The following is a 25,898-nucleotide window of genomic DNA, read 5'->3' as shown; positions in this document are numbered from 1 at the left end:
CAATTTCTATATTTGCATATTAGTACAGTCATTCGGGGTAATGAAGGGCTGTTTCTCCAAATAAATTGCCTATTTCTACAAAGTTGATATTCTTCCTCTGCTTTAGCTTACATACTCTTAGCACTTGGAATGGAAAGTCGCCACTTATGAAAGAACTCGCGCAGTTATTACAGTCTTACGTTGAACACAAAGGTTGGGATGATCTTGAAGGGATCAGAGAAACAGAAATTGACGGCGTGTGGTTATATAGAAGCAGCGGCGGCAATCAGCGTCAGCCTTTTACTTACCAATCTGGCATCATAATGCTGGGGCAAGGTAAAAAGAATATCTATATTGGCGAACGCCCAGTCACTTACGCAGCTGGTGATTACCTTGTAGTCGGTGTGCCAATGCCGTTGGAGTGTGAGGCTTTGCCTGTTAATGGTGAACCATTGCTTGGTTTGTCGATAAGCATCGATTCTCAGCGCTTGCATAGCTTAGTCAAAAAGCTCGAAGACCAAGGCTTTCTTGAGAGCTACTGCAATAAGCACAAACAGAACTCTAGCGGCTTAGAATCCACGCCGATGGAAGAGCAAATGCTAGAAAGTTTTACTCGACTGGTGAAAATGCTGCATTGCGACATCGAAGCCAACATATTGGGTGATGCCATGGTCAGCGAAATTGTCTACCGCGCCCTAACCGGTTCAGAAGGGCGAGTGCTGTTTGATTTGGCCCATCATGACGGCCATTACGCACGTGTCGCTAAAGCACTATCTAAAGTGCATGAAGAGTATGACCAAACTATTACTGTTCAATCGCTTGCCGACGAAGCCAACATGAGTGTGTCTGCCTTCCACAATGCGTTTCGTAATGTCACCTTTGAATCACCGCTTCAATATTTGAAGAAGGTTAGGCTTAACAAAGCCAAAGAACTGATTCAACTAGAAGGCTTACGAATCAGCGATGCTGCTCGCCGAGTCGGCTACTCCAGTCCATCCCAATTCAGCCGAGAATTTAAGCGCCACTTCAATACTACCCCAAGAGCTGTTTAGCCTTTACTCAACATCTATGTTCCGAAACATGCGGTACTTTTTATTTTGTAGAGGAACTATTTACTCTGTTGTGTATCAAAGGAAAACCTAAGCTAAATCATTGTTATCTAGTGACCGAACAGAATACTATCAGTGTGTTTTACAGGCTCGGCAGAGAGGCCTCTGCGTTTAAATACTAAGTTTTTGTCTAATTATCGGAGGGGTTTTGGATATTTGTTTTTCAATTAGCGATGTGAATTGGACGCTGACGAAGGATTTGGTATCAATAATCGGTACCTTTGGAGCGTTGAGCATCGCTGTACTAGGGCTTTTTACTTGGAAAAGGCAGCTTCGTGGAACAAGTGAATATGAAGTTGCAAAGAGCGCAATCTTAAAAACCTACCAATTACAGCAAGCAATTCAGGCCGTAAGGCATCCTATGTTACATCTTAAAAAAGAAGAAGTAGAAGCAGGAAATCAACTCCAAGAAGAACAGAGGATATACAGTGAAAGGTTAAGTGTTGTTTCAGATGTATGGTCTGAGCTGCAAGCTGTTAGATTAGAAAGCAAAGTAATTTGGTCTAATGAAGCTTACGTTGCCTTTGAAGGTATTCAAAATTGTGTAGGTAAAATTAATGCCGATATATGGTTACATTTTTGGCTGAAAGGTGCGTATGCTGGTCCAGGTGCTACTGTTGATAATTCACCTGAGAGAGTTGCAAAAAACAATGAGGATGTTTATTACAGATCTGAAAATGATCCGTTTAGTATCCAGATTACTGAGGCAGTAAACAGCATAGAAATTTTCTTTGGAAAGAAAGTCAGAACAAGATAAGCATAATGGCGTCGCTCATTCATTTTTGACGCCATCTTAATTCCAGAAAGCACCACTTCTTACTATCACAATCACCTTTCTCACGCAGTTACCCTAAACCTCACACTTGTTTAATTACATGAGTAAATGTATCTAACCATGGTCTTTGTCAGATTATTGGCATTTTAGTATCGAACATATTTTTAACGTATTTGTATAAAATAGACTCTTTAAAATAATTAGTTAAATAGCTTAAGAGTTTATGCACGGGTATAGGGGAGAAACTCACTAACCTAGCTATTAACGGAGGTTTAGTGTGAACAACCTATCAAATATTATCTAAATTTTAGGAATTACTCATCGTATTCTAAGAGAGAGTATTCAGGATTATTGAATAGACTTAAAATTAAAGATAATTTAGCAGTTGATAAAGCCTACTATGACGGATAATTAGTCGTTCGATGACTAATTATTCTGTAACTTGCTGATTTGTAGTCAACTTATAGTCTGACGGGTATCACGTTTACCCTAAAATAATTCACTTAATATGGCGCTACTTTAATCATTCTTTCCAATACGATTATTAAATATAAATACGTATTCCTATATTATTAAAAGGATAATACCGATGAATAGCGATATCATTAAAATTTCAAGAAATACTGAAAATGCACCAATTAATTCTGTATCTACACAAACGGTCGCTTTTTCTCATTATAATAACTTTTCAGCTCAATTACCTATTGACCCTAAAACAGGTGAAGTCGTAATCGGTAATATTAAAGACCAAGCAGCACAATGCTTAAATAATATTAAAGTCATTGTTGAAAGCATCGACCATGTTATGGATGATGTGGTGAAGATTAATGTTTTCGTTAAGAATATTTCTGATATCGATGCTATCGATGAAGTTTACAAAAGCTTCTTTAACAACAGCCTGCCTACACGTACCGTTGTGGGTGTAGCTGCGCTGCCAAACAGCGACGCGCTAGTGCAAATGGATGCTCTGATTTCTAACGGCGAAGGCACTAAACCACAAGCACCTTGCGCACTAGTTAAGGTATCAAGAAATACAGATAACGCGCCTCAAAGTGTTGTTTCTACTCAGACAGCGGCTTTTTCTCACTACAACAACCTTTCAGCTCAATTGCCTATCGATGTAAATACAGGTGAGTTGGTTTCAGGTGGTATTACAGAACAAACGACACAATGTTTAGCAAACATTAAGACGATTCTAGAGAGTATCGGTCATGTCATGAATGACGTGGTTAAAACCACTATCTACCTTAAAAATGTTGAAGATGCTGAAAAGGTAAATGAAGTTTGCGCTAAGTTCTTCCCAAGTTATGTACCAGCGCGAACGGTTGTTAATGCCGCTGAACTACCAATGGGCGCTTTAATTCAAATTGATACATCCGTTTCACATGGCGACGGTACACCGCCGCAATTACCGGAAGACACTCGCTTGTTGGTTATTGAAGCTCATAATACTGTCGATGCCCCTTTCATGGCTTATTCGCACACCGTTGCTTTCTCTCACTACAATCATATTTCTGGTCAGCTACCTTTAGACCCGAAAACTAATGAAGTGGTTGCTGGTGGTGTAAAAGAGCAAGCGGAACAATGTTTACAAAATATTAAGGCGATAATTGAAAGTGTTGACCACAGCATGGACGATACTGTGAAAATTAATATTCAGCTTAAAGATGTTTCAGATATTGAGGCGGTGAACGAGATTTACACCACATTCTTTAACGCTGACTTACCAGCAAGAACGGTGGTTGGGGTTTCAGAGATCCCTATGAATGCTCTAATTCAAATTGATGCCGTCGTTTCTAACTGCGAAGGTACGCCGCCACAAGACTAAACGTCATTTAACCTTTCTCGATAACAGCGATCAGATCTCGGTTTAAACTCCTAAATATGGAGTGGCACATCAACCGTAGATCTGATCAGTTAACGTCATCCTAGACGTTAATCAATCATCAAGCCTCGCTACACAACTCGTTCAAAGCGAATTAATTAAGCTTATTCTCAACATATGGTGCTTATTAAGTCGAAGTGTTTTAATATGAAAAACAGACGCTTAACGTAATAAAGAAAACCAGTTTATGCAATTTCGAATTATTTTACTGCTGTGCCTTGCCCTAATAGGGTGTTCGTCCAACCAAGAACTGATACCCGACCCAAAAAACATCACGCTATTCTATGGCGATACATCGATCTCGGCAGGTGTTTTAGAGGATAAAACATTTAGTTCAGTGCTCGCGGATAGGGTTGAAAGCGTGACTTTTTCAGGGGCAATACGTAAGCAAGATCCTGGCTACTTCGTCGATATACTCGTGATTCGAGAAAAGAAAGAGCCGCGCTCGACTCGACAATTAAATACTTCGCTTGTTATGAAGCCCGGAGAGTTAGTGGATGTTGGCGGCGTGAATAACGATGTATTCAGAGTTATTATTGAGTAGCAAGACAAACATGCCGATTAATTTGAATTTTCACTTTACCTCAACCTAACTTCAAGTCTTAAGCTTCTTTTACTCATTGAAAAGGAGCTTATTATGCAAAATAACTATGTAAAAGAACTTGCTGTCAAAACTTACCAAGAAGACCTTCAAAAAGAGTACGTAAAATCTAAAGCTCGCCCATTTCATGCCCCAAGTTTTATCGGAGGCATACTGTTGTCAGTCGTGTTGGTTGGCTTGTTTTAACTTATGTAGAATCTTTGATCCACTGCCAACTCTCAATACATCTATTTGATGCACTTTAATGCATAAGGCACAATCGCTTAGGTTGAATTATGACGCCAATGTCGAGAGGAAGTATGGCAAGTCCTAGAGTTTTAAAGGCGCAGATTACTGATATTACGTGTGGCGAAAATGTCACTATCATCGAACCAAGCAACGTTTATGGTTGTGAGCTTAAAGATGATGTGTTCGTTGGCCCTTTTGTTGAGATTCAAAAGAACTCGGTTATCGGTGACAGAAGTAAGATTCAGTCTCATACCTTTATTTGTGAGTATGTAATTATCGGAAGTGACTGCTTCGTAGGCCACGGCGTGATGTTCGCGAATGACTTGTTTAAAGATGGCAAGCCAGATCCAAACCCAGACAGTTGGGGGCGAACTGTTATCGCTGATAACGTTACTATTGGTTCGAATGCGACAGTGTTGTCTGTCAGCATTTGCGAAGGGGTGGTAATCGGCGCGGGCAGTGTGGTGACCAAAGACATCACTGAGAAAGGTATCTATGCAGGCAACCCTGCTAAGAAGTTAAGAGATCTACCTTAAATTCAGAATAGAAACCGCACTATATGAATCATAAGGTGCGGCTTTTTAGTTAAGCGTTAGAGTATTAATCATGGATGTATTTTTGCATTTGCTTCATTCAAATGATGTTAGTGCTTTATTGGAATTTGAAGTCGAAAATAGAGAGTGGTTTGAGCAATTTGTCCCAGCTCGGGAAGACAGTTTCTATTCAAATGCGGGCGTTGCTGAGCAAGTCACGAGTTTTCTAACAGAGTATGGCAATGGCGAGATGATTCCTATGTTGATCAAAGACGCTAATGGCACTATTTGTGGGAGAATCAACGTTCGTGATATCGACCAGAACACTGAAAGTGGAGAACTAGGTTATCGAGTTGGTCATTCCTTTGCTTCAAAAGGCATTGCGTCTAACGCAGTAAAGCAGTTTCTACTCTATTTGAAGGAACAGACCAACCTTAAATATGTTGATGCCTATGCGTTAGTGGGCAATATCGGTTCCAACAAAACCTTATCCAATACCGGTTTTGAATTGGTCGAGTATGTTGAGAGCTACGCGGTGTTTAAAGGAGAACATCAAGATGCCAATTATTATCGTAAGGTGTTAGCTGACTAGGTGACTATCAGTGCCTTATACATTAGAAGCTGGTAGCGTCCTTCTAGCCAGCTTCGAGTCTTTTTATTTCAAGGTTTAAGGTTACTTCTAGGTTTTGGCCATTTCTAGATTTACAGTTACTTCTGAGGTTTATTACGTTCGATTACGCTAATTGCGATCGCTAAAAACAGGATATCTTTCACTAGGAAGAAGTTAGTGACTAAGATGCCATCCGATACTTTCCAAGCGTTTGGCGTTGTAATTAGAAAGCTCAGTGTCACAACAAAGATAGCCGATGCAGCAATGCCTGAATAGAAAGCAATTGTCGGTTTCTTAAATCCAACGATCAGTCCAATCGCAACAATGATCTCCGCGCCACCCACCATGTTAGACACAGCTTGGACTGAGAACAGGTTGTAAAGCCAGTTCATTGCAGGATGATTTGCGATTAGCGGTTCAATGAGCATCGCTTCAGTTGGTGTGAACTTGTAAATACCAATCCAAGCTAACACCAATGCTACGCCAACCACTCCAAGGTTATACCCCACATTACTCTGTTTTAAATCATAGGTTTGAACATGCATAAAAGTACTCCATTTAATAAAATCCTTGAATATGACCGCAAGAGTTCAGATTAAATTTCGCATTGAGAATAATAATTAATATATTTATCTAGAGATTTGACACGTGGCGACTTATTGTCTCGATAGGGGCTTAAAGGCTAGTGATGTTGAGAACCAAAGCAATGGGGAAGCGATAGTGCTGTTCAAAAGGTACCGCGAGTTTTCCAATTTTTGTTTTCAATATTCGCGATTTGGATTAGATTACGCTGATGTTCACCCTAATTATAAGAAGAGTATAACCAGTGAAAATTCATAGAATTAACCCGACCAAACGTTGGTCTGATGTAACTGTTTTTAACGGTATTGCAAGCTTTGTGGAAGTGGCAGAGACGGATACAACAGCAGGAATTAAGAGTCAGGTTCAGCAAATCTTCGAACAAGCCGAAGAAATGATGAGTTTGGTAGACAGTGATAAATCTCGCGTATTGTCAGTGACTATTTATCTCACGGATTTCGCTAACTTTGATGCACTCAATGAAGTTTGGGAAGCGTGGTTCCCTGAAGGCTGCGCGCCAAGCCGTGCATGCGTGAAAGCAGAACTTGCTAATCCTGAGCTATTGGTTGAGATGTCGTTTATGGTTGCTGCGGGTGAAAAGTTTCAATAAGCCGAACTATCGGTAGAAATAAGCTTCGTTAATACAAGTAACGAACAGATAAAACAAAGCCACTCAGGTGAATCACTTGAGTGGCTTTTTCGTTTTACACGCTAACCGAGACTAAATCGGATTAGGTATTAAGCGATGCCTTGATCTCTTGCCATCTGTTTTGCGATCTTTGGTGCGTGCCATAAACACGGTAGCAAGATGAAGGATACAGGAACGGCTGTGATCACAATGAACGACTGTAGAGCAGAGATGCCGCCAGAACCCATTGAGATAAGCGCGATAGCTACTGCACCCATGATGATACCCCAGAAGGTACGTACCGCTGCGTTCGGCTCTGTTGTGCCTGTCATTACTACGCTGATTGTGTAGGTCATTGAATCACCTGTCGTCACGATGAACGTGGTCGTCAGGATTAAGAACAGAATCGCAATCAAAGTAGGGAACGGCAGTTGCGCGGTAATTGCTAGAAGAACAGCTGGAAGGTTAAAGCCTTCAAACGCACTAGAAATCACGCCTGGGTTCTCTAATTCAAACGCTAAACCACTACCACCAACGATGCTGAACCAGAAACAAGTTACAAGCGGTGCAACGATGCTGATAGATACGATCATTTGTCGAATGGTACGGCCACGTGAGATACGAGCAATGAAGATCGCCATCATCGGACCATAGCCCAAGAACCAACCCCAGAAGAATACCGTCCAGCAACCTAGCCACGCTGTATCTTGGCGGTAAAGCGCCATAGGGATGAAGTTATCGACCATTTCGCCCATACCTTGCAGGTAGCCATCAATGATGAAGCTCGTTGGGCCGACTAGTAGGATGTAGCCGATTAGACACACAGACAAGATGATGTTGTAACGGCTAACCAGTTGGATTCCTTTGTTCACGCCACTTAATGCAGACAATGTGTACATAGCGATAGCAAAGATAATAACGACACTTTGAGTTGCAAAGCTGTCTGAAATACCAAACAGTTCGCTCAATGCGTAGCTGATTTGTAGACCAAGGAAACCGATAGGGCCGATAGTACCTGCGGCTACAGCAACAATGCTGCATGCGTCTACTACGTTACCCACCCAGCTGTTGATTGCCTTGTCGCCAAGTAGAGGGTAAAGCAGAGTGCGAGGCTTAAGAGGAAGGCCTTTTTCGTAATGCAGATGCATTAACACGATAGAAGACAAGCCACCTAAGATTGCCCATGCAAGGAAACCCCAATGCATGAAAGATTGTGATAGAGCGTTAAACGCCATCGCTTGTGGATCAGCGTTGCCATAAAGTGGCGGAGCCGAAACAAAGTGAGCAATAGGCTCTGCAGCTGCCCAGAACACACCGCCGCCAGCTAGCAGCGTACATAGGACGATAGACATCCATTTGAAGGTGGTCATTTCAGGTAGGGCAAGCGTTCCTAAGCGAACGTGGCCGGTGCGACCTAGTGCAAGCACTAAACCGATAATGAAGTTGAGAAGTAGTAGGACTTGCCAGAAAGCACCGAACCACTTAGTTGAGTAACTGAAGCCAATGTTAACAAGTTCGGACAACACGGAGGTGTTGGTAAAAGCGAGGATGACAAAGAGGGTTAAAAAACTGCCACTAAGCCAAAAGACTGGGTTTCCGAGTTCCAGTTTTTCACCCAGAGATTGAGCTTTATTGAAATCGATAGAAGTAGATTCTGCGTTGATGTTTTCGTTGGCGACTTGCGTCAAGTTGGACATTATTTCTTCGCTATATTTGGCTCTTTCAAGCCTATGTATTTCTCCCACATTTGCATAGAAATGTGAGGTTCGTCAAAAAAGCCGCCGATACTAACACATTTGTTATCAAAAAGTGGGCGAATTCCCAAAAGAATCCCAAATCGCCTTTAAATCACTACTTTTTGGCTAGTTTTGATACGGATTTTTTTCTCGAATCCAAATCACATTTCCGATTTTTGAGATATTATTTTTTAGCTTTCCGAAATAAATTAATATTAGTTGTTGGTGCAAAATAAGTGTCGACTCATTGCATGCTATAAACAAATTAATGCGAGTCATTTTATAAATACTGAATATTTTAGGTGTTTAATTGGCGCTGTTACCTACAGTTGTTTTGCGAAGAGATTTAAGTGGTGAAGAAAGTGCCACTTAAATTAAACATATTGAAACAACAACTTAAGGGATAGCTAACATGCACCTAAACCAAGGAAGAGTGGCCAAGAAGGTTTTTACACTCAGTACTCTCACCGCGTCATGCTTGATGGCGTTCAACAGTTATGCGGCTGTTGATTGTTCAACGTTAGAAACGTGGGACTCTGCCACGGTGTACACCGGTGGTGATCAGGTTTCACATGACGGCAGCGCGTACTCAGCAAATTACTGGAATCAAAACAACAATCCGAGCCAATTTGAAGGTGACTATGCACAGTGGAAAAAACTGGATGTGTGTAGTGGCAATGGAGGCGGTGGTACACCAAATGAAGCACCAACGGCTTCGTTAACAACGCCAACGGCATCCGATGTGATTGTTGAGGGTGACAACGTCGTATTAAGTGCAACAGCACTGGACGCTGATGGCAGTGTTGCTTCAGTAGAATTCTTTGTTGATGGTTCTTCGGTCGCGGTTGTGACAGCGGCACCATTTGAAGCGGCTTGGGCTGCAACGTCTGGTAACCATCAGATTTCAGTTGTTGCAACGGACAATGAAGGCGCAGTAAGTGTTACAAGTGCGGTTTCTGTTTCTGTTGATTCAGCACAACCAGGTAATGAAGCACCGACAGTTTCAGTTGCGCTCTCAGCAGCCGCGGTCGATGTTGGTGGTGTGGTAACGCTTACTGCAACAGCAGCAGACAGTGATGGCACTGTCGATAAGGTTGATTTCTACGTAGCAGGTGCCCTTGTGGGTACAGCAGCGACAAGCCCATACACATTAGACTACACAACGACTCAAGCCGGTTCTTTAGCGGTTTACGCGAAAGCAACCGACAACCAAGGCGCAATGGCTGATTCAGCGCTGGCTTCTTTGACGGTTAACGGAGCTCCAACGGTGAGCACTTGTCGTCCTGATGGCCTGTATCAAACTCAAGGTGTCGATGTACCTTACTGTACGATTTACGATGATGAAGGTCGTGAGAAGATGGGTGCAGATCACCCACGTCGTGTGATTGGTTACTTCACAAGTTGGCGTGCAGGGGACGACCCACAAGCTGCTTACTTAGTAAATGATATTCCTTGGGAGCAACTTACACACATTAACTACGCTTTCGTGAGCATTGGCTCAGATGGCAAAGTAAATGTGGGTGATGTAAACGATCCTGAAAACGCAGCGGTTGGTAAAGAGTGGCCGGGCGTTGAAGTTGATCCTACCTTAGGCTTCAAAGGTCACTTTGGTGCGTTAGCGACAGCGAAGAAAAAACACGGTGTTAAAACGCTAATCTCTATTGGTGGTTGGGCTGAAACCGGTGGTCATTTTGCGACAGACGGCAGCCGAGTGGCTGATGGCGGTTTCTACACGATGACAACCAACGCCGATGGTTCTATTAACCATCAAGGTATCGAAACGTTCGCAACTTCAGCGGTTGAGATGCTGCGTAAGTACCAGTTCGATGGTCTAGATATCGATTACGAATACCCAACTTCAATGGCGGGCGCAGGTAATCCATACGATAAAGACTTTATGGAACCACGTCGTCAGTACTTATGGGCTTCGTACCAAGTGTTGATGAAAGTGTTGCGTGAGAAGCTTGATGCGGCGTCTGCGCAAGATGGTAATCACTACATGTTAACTATCGCAGCTCCTTCTTCTGGTTACCTACTGCGCGGTATGGAAACATTCGACGTAACCAAATATCTCGATTACGTAAACATCATGTCTTATGACCTTCACGGTGCGTGGAACGATCACGTTGGCCATAACGCTGCATTGTTTGATACAGGTAAAGATTCAGAGTTAGCACAGTGGAACGTTTACGGCACTGCGGCTTACGGTGGTATCGGTTATCTGAACACGGATTGGGCTTACCATTACTTCCGTGGTTCTATGCCAGCAGGTCGTATTAATATCGGTGTGCCTTACTACACACGTGGTTGGCAAGGTGTAACGGGTGGCGAAAATGGTCTTTGGGGCCGAGCTGCGCTACCAAATCAATCTGAATGTGCGGCGGGTACAGGCGAAGGCGAGAAGAACAACTGTGGTCATGGCGCAATTGGTATCGACAACATGTGGCACGATACCGATCCGAAAGGTAACGAAATGGGCGCGGGCTCCAACCCAATGTGGCACGCGAAGAACCTAGAGAAAGGTATTTGGGGTTCTTATGCGGAGGCTTACAAGCTTGATCCTGTCAACGATCCATCTGATGTTTTAGCAGGCACTTACACGCGTAACTATGACAGCGTGGCGGTTGCTCCTTGGTTGTGGAATGCAGAGAAGGGCGTATTCCTTTCAACGGAAGATAAACAGTCTATTGATGTGAAAGCAGACTACGTTATCGACAAAGAGATCGGCGGCATCATGTTCTGGGAACTAGCAGGGGATTATAACTGTTATGTACTCGATGCAAGTGGCAACCGAACGTCTATCGATACGACCGAACAAGCGTGTAATAGCGGTAACGGTGAGTTCCATATGGGTAATACAATGACGAAAGCTATCTACGATAAGTTTAAGTCTGCGACTCCATACGGAAACAAAGTGGCGACTGGCGCTATCCCGACAGAAGCGTTAGATATTACGGTTTCAGTTGGTGGCTTCAAAGTCGGTGACCAAAACTACCCAATCAATCCTAAGATCACGTTTACAAACAACACCGGTCAAGCACTTCCGGGTGGTACCGAGTTCCAGTTCGATATTCCTGTGTCTGCGCCTGATAATGCAAAAGATCAATCGGGTGGTGGTTTGTCTGTGATTGCTTCGGGTCATACTCGTGCGGATAACATCGGTGGACTAGATGGAACCATGCACCGAGTAGCGTTTACTTTGCCGACATGGGAAGAGCTTCCTGCTGGCGGTGTGTATGAGCTAGATATGGTGTATTACTTGCCAATTTCTGGCCCTGCTAACTACGCGGTAAATGTCGGTGGTGTTGATTACGCGTTTAGCTTCGAGCAACCAGATCTACCATTAGGTGATATCAGTTCAGGTGGCGGTAACCCTGGCGATGGCGGCACTAATCCAGGTACATGTGATACAGCGGGTTTAGCGGTTTACCCAGACTTACCTCAGAAAGATTGGGCGGGTAATCCAAGCCATGCAAACACAGGCGACCAAGTGGTTCATAACGGTAGTGTTTACCAAGCAAACTGGTGGACAAGTTCTGAACCGGGTAGCGATGGTAGCTGGACTCAAGTTTGTTCTTAATTTAATGCTAAGCAATCTATTTATAGATAATAGAGCGTAGTAATAGGTAATAAATGCGAATGCTTTTAAGTCTATCTATCAGGACTTTAATATAAATTAAGTCATCAATTTAGACGTAAAATTAAAACGCCGAACTGAATCCAGTTCGGCGTTTTTGTTATAAGTCACAGATTACGTATAGAAACCCTTAAAAATATCGACACTCGTTCAGTAAAAAATAAAAACATGATATAAAACAGTCTGTATATAAGAGAAGTCACAGCGTTACCTGAAATTATAAATCTACGGGGTAATCTTGAAAGTCAGACGTAAATACATTCTTAATTTTTCAATTGCGCTCGCCGTCGTGTCGATGATTCTTTCTGCATTTCAATTTAATCGAACTGAAAGGTCATTGTTGGAATCTAACCAACTGTTTTTTAGTACGATTGTGAACGCGAGTTACGATATTGTCGACACCACAGTTAATGAGGCGATAAAGACATATCTCAAAGGAATTACGGATACCGTTGCGTCTCACGTATGGCATACCAAGCCAGAACAAGAAGTTGAGCAGGTAAGCCAAATTGCCCGTGAATTACACATTGGACAATCGGGTTATATCTATTTAATGTCTCCACAAGGTGTCCACCTCTATCATCCATTCTTGCAAGGTCAGAAGCGCGGACATCTTACTCATATCCAAAAACAGCTCACTATTGACTCTGGCATGATCGAGTACTTTCACGCGAATCCTCATGAAATAAGCCGCAGAGCCAAAGTCGCTTATTCGATGAGGCTCCCGAGTGGCAACACTTTGGTTGCGACGACCTATAAAGAAGAACTGATGTATTTGGTCGATCTTGAAGGTTTAAAAGACAAGCTTAGAAAGTACGCGTTTGGTGATAGCGGATATGTGTACATTGTCGATCTGCAAGGTAACTTAGTGCTTCATCCAGATTATGAACATAAATCATTGAAATCCTTAATAGGTTACTCGTCTGAACTGCTTATTGATCGAATCGCCACCAAACCCGAAGGGCACTTCAGTTACTCGATTTCCAGTGACAGTGGCACGACAAATAAAAACATCTTCTACAAGTTTTACCCTTATCTGAATTGGGTCATTTCTGCAGGTATCTTAGAACAAGAGCTTAATCGAAATCACAGCCTCCTGTTTATTAGTTTGATGGCTTTGGTTGTAAGTTTACTGAGCATTATTATCGTGTTGGTGCTTTACCTGCGGCATCGCCATCTCAAAGTTTTGGATGTTGCGAATCTTGATTACCTAACAGGGCTGCCTAGCAGACGGAGCTTTATCGAGCACCTAAAACTGAAGATTACTCAAAGTTCACCTTATCCGATAACGAATGTTGGTATCATCTTGCTTGATATTGACTATTTCAAGCGGGTGAATGATCAATATGGTCACGCTCAAGGCGATCGGGTTATCTGTGCGGTCGCAAAATCACTCCAGAGATTTGCTAACCGCCGTCGTTTGATTGCACGATATGGTGGTGAAGAGTTTATTTTGGTGACGTTTGATTGTGATGAACATGAATTATTTGAACTATCAGAGGCGTTACGGCTATATGTTGAGCAACTTCAAGGCTTGGTGTCTCCGGTGACAATCAGCGCTGGTTGTTGCCATGCTCCGGCACTGACTGATATTGAAACCGCTATCGACAAAGCCGATAAAGCGCTTTATCAAGCCAAAGAGAGTGGCCGCAATAACACTCAAGCGTATCGAGAGAGCGAATATCGCGTTGCTTACATGTGATAGGTTGAAACCCTCGATGCACGTAAAGATTTGATGCACACAAATCGTGATTTTGAAGCTGACAGATACAAAAAAGCCCAAATAGATTGCTCTATTTGGGCTTCTTCAGAATTATTTGAAATGCTAATCGCTAATTTAAGCTTTCGCTGCTTTCATCGCTTCCGTTTTTTTTTCCTTTTGCATTTTTGCAAGGAAGTAGATGTTTACACAAGCGATGAAACCGTTGGTCGCGACAACTGGCCATGCGTCAATCATAACGCCGTATGCTGTAAAGAGTGTACAGCCAACAAAGTTAAGGACACGCAGACGAACGATATCTTTCATTGTTAATGAAATTGCGACCATAATAGACGCAGCGTAACCTAAAATTTCAACCATATTGAATTCCATTGTTTGACCCTCTTAAATTTGCCGATACTTTGTCGGTACCAATTCTTCTCTTCATGAGATGATTGAGGAAGCTCCGTGCCTCGAATGGTCTGGTTTTGTTTAACGGGATGAACTATACCAACTCTGTTTTTGTGATTAAACCCCCAAAACAGACAGAAGTGAAGGTTAGCGATTACGCAAACGTTTAATGACCTTTCTATTAACATAATTACTATTTATGTTGGAGGTTGAATTGATAGTTATTCTTATATGGGTAAGGGGTCCACGAATGATAAAACGATCCATTTGTGCAACAAAAAGCATAAGAAAAGTAGCGCAGCTAGCTTTGATAGCGATTGGACTGACAGCATGTACCACTCAAGAATTGCCGCCAACGCACAATTATGGTGTGGTCACCAGTGGTGATTTTGAGTTCATGAAACACGGAGTGATGACGTACTCGTGGCACCCTGAATCAGAGCAGGTTTACCTTTCTCAAAAATACGATGAAACTGTGGTTACCGATTTAGTGCGTGAGTCGATTCAAGAGCAACTCTCTAATAAAGGTTACCAGTTAAAACAGGATGGTGTCGGCGATGTTGTTGTCGGTTTTGGGTTGGCGGAAGAATCGGAACTGAACGATGAGTCGATCTTCGATACGATTAAGTTATCTACTGGTGTGCCATTTTACGATGGTGAAGGTAAAGTAGCCGAGAAAGGCTCTTTGTACATTGCGTTTTTCGTGCCTAACTCTGAGGTCGTACAATGGCAAGCATTAGCACAGTCTGGCATCCAAACTGATCTAGAGCCAAGCGAAAGAAAACAGCGCGCTACTGGCTTTGTTGAAATGTTATTTAGACGCATTCCTGAGCGATAGAGTTAGGTGTTGGACACATTCGTTGAGTCAATATTAGTTGTTGAAAATATGGTCAGATCGCAGATTAAACTTTTTTATTTGTAACGAACGGTACAAATACGTAAAGCAACGTAAAGTTCGCGCTTCTTTTGCTAGCATTTGTCTATACTGCTCAAAACGTTAACTTAGGTTTGATTCAATGAAACTGTTTTCCAAATACTCTCTCCCTCTATTAAGTATATTCATTGTAAGTAACGCAGCGATGGTAAGTAATGCAGCTATCGCAGCACCTTCTATAGTACCAAGCCCACCTAGCCTAGGCGCAAAAGGGTATGTGTTAATTGATTTTAATTCTGGTGATGTGCTGGTAGAAAAAAATGCACACACTAAGTTAAACCCAGCAAGCCTAACTAAGCTGATGACTAGCTATGTTGCTGGCCAAGAGATGAAGCGAGGCAACATCTCTGCGGACGACCAAGTTCGTATCAGTGAAAACGCGTGGGCGAAGAACTTCCCGGACTCTTCAAAGATGTTCATTGAAGTTAATACTGATGTGGCGATGATGGACCTGTATCGTGGTTTGATCATTCAATCGGGTAACGATGCCAGTGTTGCGATTGCCGAGCACGTAGCCGGTTCACAAGATGCTTTCGTTGATTTGATGAACTCTTGGGCGACTTCTCTGAAATTGGAAAATACCCATTTCGCTAACGCACACGGTCTAGATGCCGAAGACCTCTATTCGACTCCTTATGATATCGCGCTTCTTGGTCGAGCGATTATTAAAGATCTTCCAGATGTGTATGGCTTATACAGCGAACGCTCTTTTAGCTACAACGGTATCACACAGCACAACCGTAATGGCTTGCTTCGTGATAGAAGCTTAACCGTTGATGGCATGAAGACAGGCTACACATCTGGGGCTGGCTACAGCTTAGCGAGCTCAGCGACACAGGGTGAAATGAGACTTATCGCGGTGGTTATGGGCGCATCGAGCGTTAAGAGCCGTGAGTCAGACAGCAAACAGTTGTTGAGCTACGGTTTCCGCTTCTTCGATACGCTAAACCCGCATCAAGGCGGTGATCAAGTGGCTGAAGAGAAGGTGTGGTTTGGTGAGCAAGACACATTGAAACTCGGTGTGGCAGAAGACACGTTCATTACGCTACCTAAGTCAGATAGCAAGAAGTTGACTGCATCCATCGAGCTTAACTCTGAACTTAAAGCGCCAATTGCAGAAGGCCAAACGCTTGGTGTAGTTCATTACACCGTTGATGGTGAAGATGTTCAAACCCAACCTTTGATCGCGCTGGAAGCTGTTGAGCAGGGCGGTTTGTTCAAACGTTTAATGGACTACGTTAAGCTGTTTTTCGCGAGTCTATTCTAAATAGAGCTTGTGGCAATTCGCTACAATGAATAACATAAATATGATGGGCGTTGTGGGTGAATCACAGCGCCCATTGTTAGTTCTATATCAATGAAAACAGCGCACCGCACCATCTTTATTAGCCGTAGCGGACGGTTTCGATTACTATACGCAAAATTTAGTAGTGTAGTCACTTATGACGATTGAGATAAAGAACGTAACTGAGCCTGAAGTAACCTGTGCCAATTGTCAGGCATGCTGTTGTCGTTTAGAGGTTATGATCATCACAGATACGGGCGTACCTGAAGAGCATATCGCTTACGATGAATGGGGCGGTGAAACCATGAAGCGTCTAGATGACGGTTGGTGTTCCGCGGTAGATAGAGAAACATTGATGTGTACTATCTACGAAAACCGACCATGGATCTGTCGTGAGTTCGAAATGGGCTCTTTTGAGTGTGTCGACCAGCGAAAAGAGGTGATGGGTTAGGCTGCGGTTTCAGCTCCTTTACCCATGTTTTAAATCAACATACGATTCTTTTTAATCAGGGCTTTATATCTCGATCTGATATAAAGCCCTGATTCGTTTCTATCGGTTTAGCGTTGTGTGAGTACGAGTCCATTTAGAACTCAGAAGGGACTTCAAACTCCATCCATTCTCCAGTTGTTGGGTGAATCAACTTTAGGTAGCCAGCGTGCAGGTGTAAGCGATCGCGTTTGTATCCGTATAAGTCGTCACCACGAATCGGAACACCAAGCCCTAATGGATGAGCACAGTGCACTCGCAACTGGTGGGTTCGCCCTGTTTTAGGGTACAAGTGAACCTTGGTTTTCCCATTATGAGTGCCAACCGCTTGCCAATGGGTTTCTGCGTTTCGGCCGTGTTCATGGCAAACCAGTTGTCTTGGTCTGTCTGTTATGTCGCCGCGCAAGGGCAGGCTAATATCGCCAGATTTGCCGTCGATTTCACCATCTAACAGAGCTGTATATCGTTTCTCTACGGTTCTATCTATGAATTGCTTCTGGATGTGTTTATTAGACTCTGCGGTCAGTGCCAAAATCAATAATCCAGACGTCGACATGTCTAATCTATGGATGATCAAAGGCCCTGTCGCATTCGGGTAACGCGCTTTAATGCGTGTATAAACCGAGTCTTCGATAAACTTACCGGGAACCGACAAGAACTCTTCAGGCTTATTTACTACTACGATTTCTTCGTCTTCATAAACAATATCAAAAGACTTACCTACAGCAGGGTTCACGATAAGCGGGTTATCTTCTAGTTCAATACCACTCAGCTGGTGGTCGAGGACCTCAAAGCTTTTGCTCTGACAAACAGGGTAGAGGTTTGCGTGTTGTCGAATGATATCTGTAGGCGGCAATCCCCACCAAAACTCAGCCAAAGCTAAAGGTTTAAAACCGTGCTCAAAGGCAAAATTAAGCAGCTTGGGTAGGCAGCAGTCACCTGAACCCTCTAGTGCGTCTTTGCCATCTAATAATTCACGCAGGCTCTTTGGCTCTGCTGCTTGGTTGATAAAGCGATAATGAGACAAACGTTGCGTTTCTAACTCAGCTGAAACTGTTTGGTAGTCTTGCTTGCGGCTTTTGAGATCGCTTTCTATGGCATCAACTTGTGACTGATGTTCTGCGATCTTCTGTTTCCACTCAATTCGAAGTGCTTTTAAGTCTCGCTTCTCTTGGCTGCTTTGGTTGCCCAATTGTTTGAGCAAATTCGCCGCCGATTCTAGATTCCCCGATGCCTTTTCTTGGTTTGCTTGCTCTCTGAGTTCATTTCGCTGAGCTTTGTTCTCGGCCATTGCTAACTGAAAGGCTTCGATAGCTTGTGCTGATTCGATTTTTAACCCTTCAAGCACGGCTAATAATGCGTCTAGGTTGTGTGACTGTTGTAGCTTTTCAATGTCATCCGCTAGTTGCAACTGGCGAGCAAGGTTTGCACTATTTTGAGATTGAAACTGTTCTGAATCGAAGGCTGGTGGAACAAAGTGAATGTTGTTTAACTGAGAGACCAAAGCCGGATCTAGCTGCAAACCTGAAAACGCAGAAAGGTAGCCCAACTCTTGAGTTTGAGGATGTTGAACCAGAAGAACGGCATAGAGGTTACCTTGCGATGTTTCATTCACACCACAGTCCAGCTGTGACTGTTGAAGCTGCTGCATCGCTAATTCGCACACTGGATGCGGAGTATAGTAATACGGGAATGTAAAACGCTCTGGCAGAGCCAACGCTTGATTCGCTGTTTGGTTTAACGTGCGCAGTGGTGTGTATTGAGCAAGGTTTGCTGACATGAAGATCAAACTCTATGGGTATTCTGGTAGAGCTCGATATTGTTGTCGAAATGAAGGCAAATGAGAAGCCAAAGCGGAAGATAAATCAGCTTTGGCTTCATTTAGATTGTTATGTTCATGCTATGGGAGCATTGAATGGAACAAATCTTGATTAGTTAGAGTGTTCTAACTCTAGTTGCTCCGCTTTTTGGTAAGCAGGGTGACTTGCTAAAAGATCACCGTACTTAGCAATATTAGGGTAGAGCGCAGTAGCGCCAAAGTTACCCACGATTTCTACGATGAATGACATCATGAAATCGGCACCAGTGAGTGTTTCACCTACAAGATAAGTTTTGCCTTCAAGTGCTTCGTTAACGAAGGTTAAGATCTTTTGATTTTCGTCGTCGGCATAACCACCAAGGAAGTTTGTCTTGCAGCCGTCTTTCATCACAAAAATCTTAAGCAGCATTGGCAAAATACCTGAGCTTTCAGCAAAGTGTAGCCATTGTGAATATTCAACATACTCAGCTGTACCACGTTCCGGTGCAAATTTGCCTTCGCCAAACTTGTCGATGAGGTACTCAGTAATTGCGCCAGATTCACTGATCACGATGCCATCGTCTTCAATGACTGGAGATTTACCAAGAGGGTGAACAGACTTCAGTTCTGGTGGTGCTAAAAACGTGACACTGTCTCGTTGGTAAGGTTTGATTTGATAGTCGACACCAAGCTCTTCCAGTAGCCAGATGATACGCTTCGAACGCGATTTGTTCAGGTGATGTAAAGTAATCATAATTCTGCCTATTCTATCCTTGAGCTATTTTGGTTCGTTAGTTTTGATAACAAGTTTGCCGAAGTTCTGACCTTCTAAAAGACCCATGAATGCTTGTGGTGCTTCATCTAGTCCTTCAATTAGGTGCTCACGGTAGTGCATTTTTCCTTGAGACAGCCATTCGGTCATTTGAGTTGCAAATTCGTTGTAACGGTGTGCGTAGTCATCAAAGATGATGAAGCCTTGCATCTTAATGCGCTTAACGAGAAGAGTACCCATTAGGCTAGACATGCGATCTGGGCCTTCAGGAAGCGATGTTGCGTTGTATTGAGAGATAAGGCCGCAAACAGGAACACGAGCGCCTGTGTTTAGAAGAGGCATTACTGCATCGAATACTTTGCCGCCAACGTTTTCAAAGTAAACGTCGATGCCGTTGTCACACGCTTTCGCCAGTTGTTCTGCAAAGTCGTCTGCCTTGTGGTCGATACATTCATCAAAACCAAGAACCTCTTTTGCGTACTGGCATTTTTCTTGACCGCCAGCCACGCCAATGACACGACAGCCTTTCAGTTTACCGATTTGTCCAACAGTTGCGCCTACAGGGCCTGTCGCTGCCGCCACAACTAACGTGTCGCCTCCTTTCGGTTGGCCGATATCCAATAAACCCATGTAAGCGGTAAAGCCTGGCATACCCATGATGCCTAGTGCATAAGAAGGGTGGCTTGGCTCTTTACCTAATTTGATAAGACCTTCGCCGTTAGAAACACCATAATCTTGCCAACCTGTGTACGCCAATACCCATTCGCCAACTTCGAAATCAGCGTTGTTTGACGCTTCAACCTGACACACGGTTGCACCAACCATCACATCATCAATAGCAACTGGGTCTGCGTAAGATTTCGCATCGCTCATTCGACCACGCATGTAAGGATCAAGAGATAGGTAAACCGAGCGAAGTAACATCTCGCCGTCATTAATTGTTGGTGCAGTCACTGTCTCTAAGCGGAAGTTATCTTGAGTCGGTGCGCCAACTGGGCGAGAAGCCAATACGATGCGGCGATTGTCTTGTTGAGTCATTGGATGTCCTTAATTTTATATTATGTTCATTTAGAATTAGACCAGTCGTCTAGTCTTGTTGTCTAAAAATCCCGCCGTCATCAAACTGATAAGAGGGCGGGTGATTTCTTTTAAGTTAAAGCAAGTTAAAGCAAGGTGAAGCAAAAAAGAGCGAATAAGGCGCGGTGCGCGTTAGTGACTTTCACCTTTTAAAATTTGTTCGGTAAGGCTTAATGCCGATTCCAAGCTCTGTGAACTCTGGCTTAACTTACTCAATAAGCTGGCGCCTAACCACATTGAGTATAGATTCTGAGCGACTTCTTGGCTGTCTTCAACCTTTATAGATCCATCTTCGATACCGCCGACAATGCACTGCTCGATGGTATTCGTCACTTTCTCAGCACCCTTTAGTAGCGCTTGGCGCATAGGATCAGAAAGATCAGAAACTTCCGCGCTGAGTTTAACGACCAAGCATTTATGAGCATTACAGGTACCGTTTTCGGTCTTCGCCCATAGCGAGAAATAGTTCAAGATTCGCTGATAATGATTACCTTCACCGTGTACTAAAATTGCTTCAATCTTAGTGATGTAGTTTTCAAAATAGTGCTGAATCAACGCCTCGCCAAATTGCTCTTTAGATTTAAAGTAGTGGTAAAACGATCCTTTCGGCACGTCCGCTTCTTTAAGCAATTGCGATAAGCCAACGCCGTTAAAGCCGTTGTTTACTATTAGTTGATAGCCAACATCTAAAACATGCAGGCGTGTGTCATTCGTTTTTTCGTTCATGGGCGGTACTATAGGTTAAATTAGACCAGTCGTCTAGTGGTTGGTTTTCGAGGTTATATTTGGTCGTTGTTAAAGTAGCTAAGTAGCTCAATATCTAAAGAGGCTTCAAATGTTCAGATATAAAAAAGCCCCAACATAGCGCGTATGTTGGGGCTTAAATCAGTTACTTCGATTATTTGATAGAGATTAACTCAACATCAAAAATCAGAGTTGATGACGGTGGGATAGGGCCTGAACCGCCTTTACCGTAAGCCAATTGGCTCGGGATAAACAGGCGAACTTTTTGGCCTTCAACCATGTAAGTCAAACCTTCTTGCCAGCCTTTGATTACTTGCTTAAGAGCAAATGAGATTGGCTCGCCGCGCTCAACAGAGCTATCGAAAACAGTGCCGTCAATCAAAGTGCCGTGGTAGTGAACCGTTACTTTGCTGTTCTTTGTTGGGTGCTCTGTACCAGTACCTTCTTCAAGAACTAGGTACTGCAGGCCGCTTTCAGTCGTTACAACACCTTCTTTAGCGCCGTTCTCGATAAGGAACTGTTGACCTTGTTCGAAGTTTTCTGCACCAGACTTATGATTCGTCCAAGTACGGTAAATCATGAAACCCGCCAAAAGAAAGACAATGATCGGGATGACAAATTTAGACATAGTAAAACCTATTTATATTGAGTGCTGAATTTCGTAGTTAATACAAAATGTGTTAATCAGTGGGAAAAGCCGTGATTATGGTTGAGTCAAAAGGTAGTTGATCGTTTTCGCGATACCAGCAACGTCTTGGTGGCCGGCTGTCAGTACTTGGTATTTACCGTTGATGATAAATGTTGGTACTGAGTTGATCTGACCTTTTACTGAAACTTCTTCTGCTTTTTTAACGTAGTCGAAAAGAGCGACTTGCTGTTCTTTGTTCAGCTGGTATGGGCTAACCAAACCACGAGAAGTAAACGCTGTCTCTAGTGCTTGTTGGCGCTGCTCAGGTGTTGCATCTGCACCCATTTGAACCGCACCAAATAGGTCGTCCATGAATGCGTGGTCAGGCGTCGCATCAAGCTGCATCACTGCTGTGTAGTAGATCATTGCGCTGATTTGAGCGCTTTCGTTGAACGTCACGTGCATCTTGCCAATAGTTTGGTCTGTTAGAGATTCAATCTCTGGAATGGCACTTTCCATTTGACGGCAGTGACCACAGTTAAGAGAGAAGATTTCAGTGATCGGAGACAAATTAAATTCTGTTAGAGCAGTTGGAAGCGCTTCGTATTGAACGCCTTTTTGTGGCTCGTCTGTTTCACTACAACCCGCGATAATAAGTACGGCAGCAAGTGCTGCGATGAATTTAGTAAATGGTTTAAACATAATGTTTGCTCTAGCGTTGAGAAGTCGTGAGATTCTAACTATTTAGTACGAATTGGAAAACAATTATAAGGTAAATAAATGCAAACAGTTCGAACTAGCGAGTTAAGACAGTCTAGTTGACGGTTAACTGTGATCAATAGCACTTTTTTTGATGCAGGCTCTTTTGTCGAAAGTTTTCGTCTAAAGTTTTTCCCTCGGTGCCGATATAGACATTAGTGAATGGTTTATCTGCATGAGTGGTTGGTGAAGTAATGAGATATTTAGCAATAATGTTAAGCATAGCTTTGGCAGGGTGTGAAACGACATTACCAACGGGTATGTTGGGTGATGATATGCTAGAAACTGCGCCGCAAACCGATTACGACTTGATGTATCCTGAATGGGGTGTGGTTCAAACGACTCATGTAGCAAGCAATCGTGGGTACTCAATTCAGAGCAGCACTCATCAACAAAGAACCATCACGACCAACTACGGACGTGGCGTTTCGACTAACGACCCACTGGAAGTCTTTTTAAGACAAAACCGTATCGATTTTGAAGTGTTGCCGGGTAACCATGTGATGGTAAAGCTTGAGCAGCACGTGAACTTTAAAACAGGTTCAGCATTCCCTGAGCCAGCTTATAATCAATGGCTAGATACGCTAGGCAGCTACCTTGCTCAGCGCCAAGATATTGATGTGGTGATTGAAGGGCACACCGATAACACGGGCACAGATCGAATCAATGATCCGCTTTCAGAGCAGCGCGCAAAAGAAGTGAAGGCTCGATTAGAGAGTAACTATGTGTCGAGTCGTTCCATCTATACTCGTGGATTTGGCGAATACGTACCAGCTTGCACCAACGCTTCTGCGCAAGGCAAGGCGTGTAACCGCCGTGTGGAATTGATGCTGATTGTTGCGAAGTAGTGGTTTGAACTTTCGCGCCTAATTTGAAGCGATTAACGCCAAATAACAGACATAAAAAATCCCTCATATTCGAGGGAATTTTTGTATCTAGATTTTGTTGCTTTATTGCTTATGCAAACTGCTTTTCTAAGTAAGTCACGATATCTGAAGATTCGTACATCCACTCAGTTTTGCCGTCTTTTTCGATACGTAGACAAGGCACTTTCACACGACCGCCGCCAGCTTCAAGCTCAGCACGGTGTTGCTCGTTGTTTTTTGCATCACGGAGTTCAAATTGAACCGACTGACGTTTCATCGCGCGGCGCACTTTCACACAAAATGGGCACGCTTCGAATTGGTATAACGTGTGCGCTTTTGCTTGCTCATTCACTTTGCTTTGTTCTTCTTGAGAACGCTTTACACCACGTGGGCTGAAAACAAAATTCAATAACAAGATGACACGACCTAAGAACCAACGGATAAACTTCATAACTCTCTCTACATATTTAAAATTAGCGTTACAATTTGCAGCATTATATACACAAGTTTTGTCAGATGCTCGCAACAAACCGCTAATATCTATTTTGTCCGTTCGATCGTGTGAGACTTAGCCACATTTAGCCCTAAACGCTTCGACAGTCGAGTCAGGTTTGCTCGGTCGGTTTTCAGAACTCGTCCTGCTTGTGCCCAGTTAAAGTTGGCATCTTCCAACACCTCAGTAATGATACTGCGTTGAAAATCGTCCGTTGCACCACGTAGCCCGGCAGAAAGGTCGATCGTTGGTGTTGATAATGGTGTGTTTTTCACCTGTGTCGTCGCAATAGGCTGATCTTGGTCGAGTGGACCACAATCTTCCTTGGTGATTGTCACCAAGTTTTTATTGGTGCTGCGCGCTAACGCTTTCAATGCTGAACGACTGATCACGTGCTCAAGTTCACGCACGTTACCCGGCCAACCATAACGGTTTAGGAAAGAAAGAACGTCGGAGCGGAACTTAACTTGGTTGATACCAAGCTTACGACGCGCTTGTTCTAGGAAGAAACCAGCTAATAAGCTGATGTCGTCACCACGCTCTTTCAATGCAGGTACCGCGATAGGGTACACACTCAGTCGGTGATACAAGTCGGCTCTGAATCGACCGTCTTCAACTTCTTGCTTTAAGTCTCGGTTGGTTGCAGCCAGAACACGAACATCAATGGTTTGGATGTTGTCTTGGCCTACCGGTTGGATTTCGTTGTTTTGTAGAGCACGCAGGAGCTTACTTTGAGCAGCCAAAGGCAACTCACCAATCTCATCAAGGAACAGTGTGCCACCATCGGCCAAAGCAAATTTACCTAAGCGGTTTTTGTCTGCGCCAGTGAACGCGCCACGAACGTGACCAAACAGTTCACTCTCTACTAAGTTTTCAGGAATTGCAGCACAGTTTACGTAGACGAGTGGGTTACGCTTGCGTTGAGATTGATGGTGCAGGGTACGAGCCACAAGCTCTTTACCAACCCCGGTGTCACCATGAATCAAGATATTAAACTCAGACGGCGCGACAACAGCAATGTCGTTCTTAAGCGCGGCCATGGTGTCACTGTTACCAATCAACTCGCCGCCGTCACGTTCCCACGCTTCGACGTTCAACTCTTCGAGTAATTGCTTTGACTGTTTTGCTTGATGTTCAAGTTGCGAGAAGGTCAGTGCCATCTGCATCGTTGAGGCTGCAATAGCCGCTAGCACTTCAAGGTTACGCGCCGGAATATTCGCGAAGACATCAGGTTTCAAGCTGTCTAGAGTCAGAATGCCTAAGAGCTTATCGCCAAATAGCAAAGGCAAGCCCATACAAGCATGCATTGGTAAATCGCCATCATGGTCAATAAGCAAACCATCGAAAGGATCGGGTAAGGAGCTGTCAGCATCGAAACGAACAGGAGAGCGAGACGCACAGATCTCTTCAAAACGTGGGTGTTCTGAAATGATAAAGCGACGACCGAATGTATCTCGGCTGAGCCCTTGCATTGCGATAGGTACTAGCGTGTCGCCTTGAAGGCTTAAAAGCGCGACACAATCACACGTTATGGTTTTGCGAATGGCATCGATCAGGCGATTGAAACGATCTTGATCGTTGACACCACTTGCGAGGCCAATGGTCATTTCCATGAGGGTAGATGCGGAGATATCTTGCATAAAAA

25 protein-coding genes are annotated in these 25,898 nt (G+C 43.6%); 14 read left to right on the top strand and 11 right to left on the bottom strand.

Features of this window, described 5'->3' with window-relative positions; translation table 11 throughout:
• Positions 1 to 146 precede the first annotated feature (146 nt).
• The 7 genes from AC3CH3_RS23475 to AC3CH3_RS23445 all read left to right on the top strand — a co-directional run bounded on the left by AC3CH3_RS23475 (position 147) and on the right by AC3CH3_RS23445 (position 5,702).
• Positions 147 to 1,031: an AraC family transcriptional regulator gene (locus AC3CH3_RS23475; RefSeq protein WP_488538589.1), complete on the top strand. Its 885-nt coding sequence runs from the start codon at positions 147 to 149 to the stop codon at positions 1,029 to 1,031.
• 205 nt (positions 1,032 to 1,236) lie between these two features.
• The gene (locus tag AC3CH3_RS23470; RefSeq protein ID WP_488538588.1) at positions 1,237 to 1,845 is read left to right on the top strand and encodes a hypothetical protein; all 609 of its coding nucleotides are present in this window, start codon (positions 1,237 to 1,239) and stop codon (positions 1,843 to 1,845) included.
• 607 nt (positions 1,846 to 2,452) lie between these two features.
• Positions 2,453 to 3,691: a RidA family protein gene (locus AC3CH3_RS23465; RefSeq protein ID WP_488538587.1), complete on the top strand. Its 1,239-nt coding sequence runs from the start codon at positions 2,453 to 2,455 to the stop codon at positions 3,689 to 3,691.
• Positions 3,692 to 3,935: 244 nt separating this feature from the next.
• A complete protein-coding gene (locus AC3CH3_RS23460) occupies positions 3,936 to 4,292 on the top strand; it encodes a hypothetical protein (RefSeq protein ID WP_488538586.1) in 357 nt (118 codons plus the stop codon).
• 93 nt (positions 4,293 to 4,385) lie between these two features.
• Positions 4,386 to 4,535, top strand: coding sequence for a hypothetical protein (locus AC3CH3_RS23455; RefSeq protein WP_162929982.1), 150 nt, complete (start codon positions 4,386 to 4,388; stop codon positions 4,533 to 4,535).
• A 113-nt stretch (positions 4,536 to 4,648) separates the two neighbouring features.
• On the top strand, positions 4,649 to 5,113 hold the full coding sequence (locus tag AC3CH3_RS23450; RefSeq protein ID WP_102291305.1) for an acyltransferase: 465 nt from the start codon (positions 4,649 to 4,651) through the stop codon (positions 5,111 to 5,113).
• 70 nt (positions 5,114 to 5,183) lie between these two features.
• Positions 5,184 to 5,702, top strand: a complete 519-nt coding sequence (locus AC3CH3_RS23445; RefSeq protein ID WP_488538585.1) for a GNAT family N-acetyltransferase — start codon at positions 5,184 to 5,186, stop codon at positions 5,700 to 5,702.
• Positions 5,703 to 5,818: 116 nt separating this feature from the next.
• Here the strand turns inward: AC3CH3_RS23445 and AC3CH3_RS23440 are convergent, their stop codons facing one another.
• Positions 5,819 to 6,265 carry a DUF417 family protein gene (locus AC3CH3_RS23440; protein ID WP_019821991.1) on the bottom strand — a complete coding sequence of 149 codons (447 nt, stop codon included), beginning with the start codon at positions 6,263 to 6,265 and terminating at the stop codon, positions 5,819 to 5,821.
• A 281-nt stretch (positions 6,266 to 6,546) separates the two neighbouring features.
• Here AC3CH3_RS23440 and AC3CH3_RS23435 point away from each other — a divergent pair, with 281 nt between their 5' ends.
• The gene (locus AC3CH3_RS23435; RefSeq protein WP_017062654.1) at positions 6,547 to 6,909 is read left to right on the top strand and encodes a RidA family protein; all 363 of its coding nucleotides are present in this window, start codon (positions 6,547 to 6,549) and stop codon (positions 6,907 to 6,909) included.
• Positions 6,910 to 7,037: 128 nt separating this feature from the next.
• On the opposite strand, the gene AC3CH3_RS23430 is transcribed toward AC3CH3_RS23435, so the two are convergent.
• The gene (locus AC3CH3_RS23430; protein WP_488538584.1) at positions 7,038 to 8,624 is read right to left on the bottom strand and encodes a BCCT family transporter; all 1,587 of its coding nucleotides are present in this window, start codon (positions 8,622 to 8,624) and stop codon (positions 7,038 to 7,040) included.
• A gap of 451 nt (positions 8,625 to 9,075) precedes the next feature.
• Between AC3CH3_RS23430 and AC3CH3_RS23425 the strand changes: the two genes are divergently transcribed.
• Positions 9,076 to 12,243 (top strand): chitinase C-terminal domain-containing protein, encoded by a 3,168-nt coding sequence (locus AC3CH3_RS23425; protein WP_488538583.1) that lies wholly within the window; start codon positions 9,076 to 9,078, stop codon positions 12,241 to 12,243.
• 295 nt (positions 12,244 to 12,538) lie between these two features.
• On the top strand, positions 12,539 to 14,002 hold the full coding sequence (locus AC3CH3_RS23420) for a sensor domain-containing diguanylate cyclase (RefSeq protein WP_488538582.1): 1,464 nt from the start codon (positions 12,539 to 12,541) through the stop codon (positions 14,000 to 14,002).
• A gap of 135 nt (positions 14,003 to 14,137) precedes the next feature.
• On the opposite strand, the gene AC3CH3_RS23415 is transcribed toward AC3CH3_RS23420, so the two are convergent.
• Positions 14,138 to 14,392, bottom strand: a complete 255-nt coding sequence (locus AC3CH3_RS23415) for a YgjV family protein (RefSeq protein WP_019821983.1) — start codon at positions 14,390 to 14,392, stop codon at positions 14,138 to 14,140.
• Positions 14,393 to 14,660: 268 nt separating this feature from the next.
• Between AC3CH3_RS23415 and AC3CH3_RS23410 the strand changes: the two genes are divergently transcribed.
• From AC3CH3_RS23410 to AC3CH3_RS23400, 3 genes are all read left to right on the top strand, one after another.
• The gene (locus AC3CH3_RS23410; protein WP_019821982.1) at positions 14,661 to 15,248 is read left to right on the top strand and encodes a DUF4136 domain-containing protein; all 588 of its coding nucleotides are present in this window, start codon (positions 14,661 to 14,663) and stop codon (positions 15,246 to 15,248) included.
• A 178-nt stretch (positions 15,249 to 15,426) separates the two neighbouring features.
• Positions 15,427 to 16,611 (top strand): serine hydrolase, encoded by a 1,185-nt coding sequence (locus AC3CH3_RS23405; protein ID WP_488538581.1) that lies wholly within the window; start codon positions 15,427 to 15,429, stop codon positions 16,609 to 16,611.
• A 175-nt stretch (positions 16,612 to 16,786) separates the two neighbouring features.
• The gene (locus AC3CH3_RS23400; RefSeq protein ID WP_076651137.1) at positions 16,787 to 17,080 is read left to right on the top strand and encodes a YkgJ family cysteine cluster protein; all 294 of its coding nucleotides are present in this window, start codon (positions 16,787 to 16,789) and stop codon (positions 17,078 to 17,080) included.
• 133 nt (positions 17,081 to 17,213) lie between these two features.
• Here the strand turns inward: AC3CH3_RS23400 and AC3CH3_RS23395 are convergent, their stop codons facing one another.
• The 6 genes from AC3CH3_RS23395 to AC3CH3_RS23370 all read right to left on the bottom strand — a co-directional run bounded on the left by AC3CH3_RS23395 (position 17,214) and on the right by AC3CH3_RS23370 (position 22,837).
• Positions 17,214 to 18,896, bottom strand: coding sequence for an RluA family pseudouridine synthase (locus AC3CH3_RS23395; protein WP_488538580.1), 1,683 nt, complete (start codon positions 18,894 to 18,896; stop codon positions 17,214 to 17,216).
• Positions 18,897 to 19,047: 151 nt separating this feature from the next.
• Positions 19,048 to 19,668: a glutathione S-transferase family protein gene (locus AC3CH3_RS23390; protein WP_488538579.1), complete on the bottom strand. Its 621-nt coding sequence runs from the start codon at positions 19,666 to 19,668 to the stop codon at positions 19,048 to 19,050.
• Between the two features lie 24 nt (positions 19,669 to 19,692).
• A complete protein-coding gene (locus tag AC3CH3_RS23385) occupies positions 19,693 to 20,724 on the bottom strand; it encodes an NADP-dependent oxidoreductase (RefSeq protein WP_488538578.1) in 1,032 nt (343 codons plus the stop codon).
• A 171-nt stretch (positions 20,725 to 20,895) separates the two neighbouring features.
• On the bottom strand, positions 20,896 to 21,489 hold the full coding sequence (locus AC3CH3_RS23380) for a TetR/AcrR family transcriptional regulator (protein WP_488538577.1): 594 nt from the start codon (positions 21,487 to 21,489) through the stop codon (positions 20,896 to 20,898).
• A gap of 172 nt (positions 21,490 to 21,661) precedes the next feature.
• Positions 21,662 to 22,135: a BamJ family beta-barrel-assembly machinery protein gene (bamJ, locus tag AC3CH3_RS23375; protein WP_488538576.1), complete on the bottom strand. Its 474-nt coding sequence runs from the start codon at positions 22,133 to 22,135 to the stop codon at positions 21,662 to 21,664.
• A 75-nt stretch (positions 22,136 to 22,210) separates the two neighbouring features.
• Positions 22,211 to 22,837, bottom strand: a complete 627-nt coding sequence (locus AC3CH3_RS23370; RefSeq protein ID WP_488538575.1) for a thioredoxin domain-containing protein — start codon at positions 22,835 to 22,837, stop codon at positions 22,211 to 22,213.
• A gap of 269 nt (positions 22,838 to 23,106) precedes the next feature.
• Here AC3CH3_RS23370 and AC3CH3_RS23365 point away from each other — a divergent pair, with 269 nt between their 5' ends.
• Entirely contained in the window at positions 23,107 to 23,742 is a 636-nt protein-coding gene (locus AC3CH3_RS23365; protein ID WP_488538574.1) for an OmpA family protein, read from the top strand.
• Positions 23,743 to 23,851: 109 nt separating this feature from the next.
• Here the strand turns inward: AC3CH3_RS23365 and AC3CH3_RS23360 are convergent, their stop codons facing one another.
• Positions 23,852 to 24,211: a glutaredoxin family protein gene (locus tag AC3CH3_RS23360; RefSeq protein WP_029405427.1), complete on the bottom strand. Its 360-nt coding sequence runs from the start codon at positions 24,209 to 24,211 to the stop codon at positions 23,852 to 23,854.
• Between the two features lie 89 nt (positions 24,212 to 24,300).
• On the bottom strand, positions 24,301 to 25,893 hold the full coding sequence (norR, locus tag AC3CH3_RS23355) for a nitric oxide reductase transcriptional regulator NorR (RefSeq protein ID WP_488538573.1): 1,593 nt from the start codon (positions 25,891 to 25,893) through the stop codon (positions 24,301 to 24,303).
• Positions 25,894 to 25,898: the final 5 nt, after the last annotated feature.

The organism is Vibrio sp. QJM3NY_35, from assembly GCF_057785915.1.
This window is presented reverse-complemented; position numbering and strand designations above follow the sequence as displayed.

Excerpts from the sequence above, each read along its gene's own strand:
- AC3CH3_RS23475 (WP_488538589.1), top strand. The coding sequence starts at position 147 with ATGAAAGAACTCGCGCAGTTATTACAGTCTTACGTTGAACACAAAGGT.
- AC3CH3_RS23465 (WP_488538587.1), top strand. The coding sequence starts at position 2,453 with ATGAATAGCGATATCATTAAAATTTCAAGAAATACTGAAAATGCACCA.
- AC3CH3_RS23460 (WP_488538586.1), top strand. The coding sequence starts at position 3,936 with ATGCAATTTCGAATTATTTTACTGCTGTGCCTTGCCCTAATAGGGTGT.
- AC3CH3_RS23455 (WP_162929982.1), top strand. The coding sequence starts at position 4,386 with ATGCAAAATAACTATGTAAAAGAACTTGCTGTCAAAACTTACCAAGAA.
- AC3CH3_RS23450 (WP_102291305.1), top strand. The coding sequence starts at position 4,649 with ATGGCAAGTCCTAGAGTTTTAAAGGCGCAGATTACTGATATTACGTGT.
- AC3CH3_RS23445 (WP_488538585.1), top strand. The coding sequence starts at position 5,184 with ATGGATGTATTTTTGCATTTGCTTCATTCAAATGATGTTAGTGCTTTA.
- AC3CH3_RS23440 (WP_019821991.1), bottom strand. The coding sequence starts at position 6,265 with ATGCATGTTCAAACCTATGATTTAAAACAGAGTAATGTGGGGTATAAC.
- AC3CH3_RS23430 (WP_488538584.1), bottom strand. The coding sequence starts at position 8,624 with ATGTCCAACTTGACGCAAGTCGCCAACGAAAACATCAACGCAGAATCT.
- AC3CH3_RS23425 (WP_488538583.1), top strand. The coding sequence starts at position 9,076 with ATGCACCTAAACCAAGGAAGAGTGGCCAAGAAGGTTTTTACACTCAGT.
- AC3CH3_RS23415 (WP_019821983.1), bottom strand. The coding sequence starts at position 14,392 with ATGGAATTCAATATGGTTGAAATTTTAGGTTACGCTGCGTCTATTATG.
- AC3CH3_RS23410 (WP_019821982.1), top strand. The coding sequence starts at position 14,661 with ATGATAAAACGATCCATTTGTGCAACAAAAAGCATAAGAAAAGTAGCG.
- AC3CH3_RS23405 (WP_488538581.1), top strand. The coding sequence starts at position 15,427 with ATGAAACTGTTTTCCAAATACTCTCTCCCTCTATTAAGTATATTCATT.
- AC3CH3_RS23400 (WP_076651137.1), top strand. The coding sequence starts at position 16,787 with ATGACGATTGAGATAAAGAACGTAACTGAGCCTGAAGTAACCTGTGCC.
- AC3CH3_RS23395 (WP_488538580.1), bottom strand. The coding sequence starts at position 18,896 with ATGTCAGCAAACCTTGCTCAATACACACCACTGCGCACGTTAAACCAA.
- AC3CH3_RS23390 (WP_488538579.1), bottom strand. The coding sequence starts at position 19,668 with ATGATTACTTTACATCACCTGAACAAATCGCGTTCGAAGCGTATCATC.
- AC3CH3_RS23385 (WP_488538578.1), bottom strand. The coding sequence starts at position 20,724 with ATGACTCAACAAGACAATCGCCGCATCGTATTGGCTTCTCGCCCAGTT.
- AC3CH3_RS23380 (WP_488538577.1), bottom strand. The coding sequence starts at position 21,489 with ATGAACGAAAAAACGAATGACACACGCCTGCATGTTTTAGATGTTGGC.
- bamJ (WP_488538576.1), bottom strand. The coding sequence starts at position 22,135 with ATGTCTAAATTTGTCATCCCGATCATTGTCTTTCTTTTGGCGGGTTTC.
- AC3CH3_RS23370 (WP_488538575.1), bottom strand. The coding sequence starts at position 22,837 with ATGTTTAAACCATTTACTAAATTCATCGCAGCACTTGCTGCCGTACTT.
- AC3CH3_RS23365 (WP_488538574.1), top strand. The coding sequence starts at position 23,107 with ATGTTAAGCATAGCTTTGGCAGGGTGTGAAACGACATTACCAACGGGT.
- AC3CH3_RS23360 (WP_029405427.1), bottom strand. The coding sequence starts at position 24,211 with ATGAAGTTTATCCGTTGGTTCTTAGGTCGTGTCATCTTGTTATTGAAT.
- norR (WP_488538573.1), bottom strand. The coding sequence starts at position 25,893 with ATGCAAGATATCTCCGCATCTACCCTCATGGAAATGACCATTGGCCTC.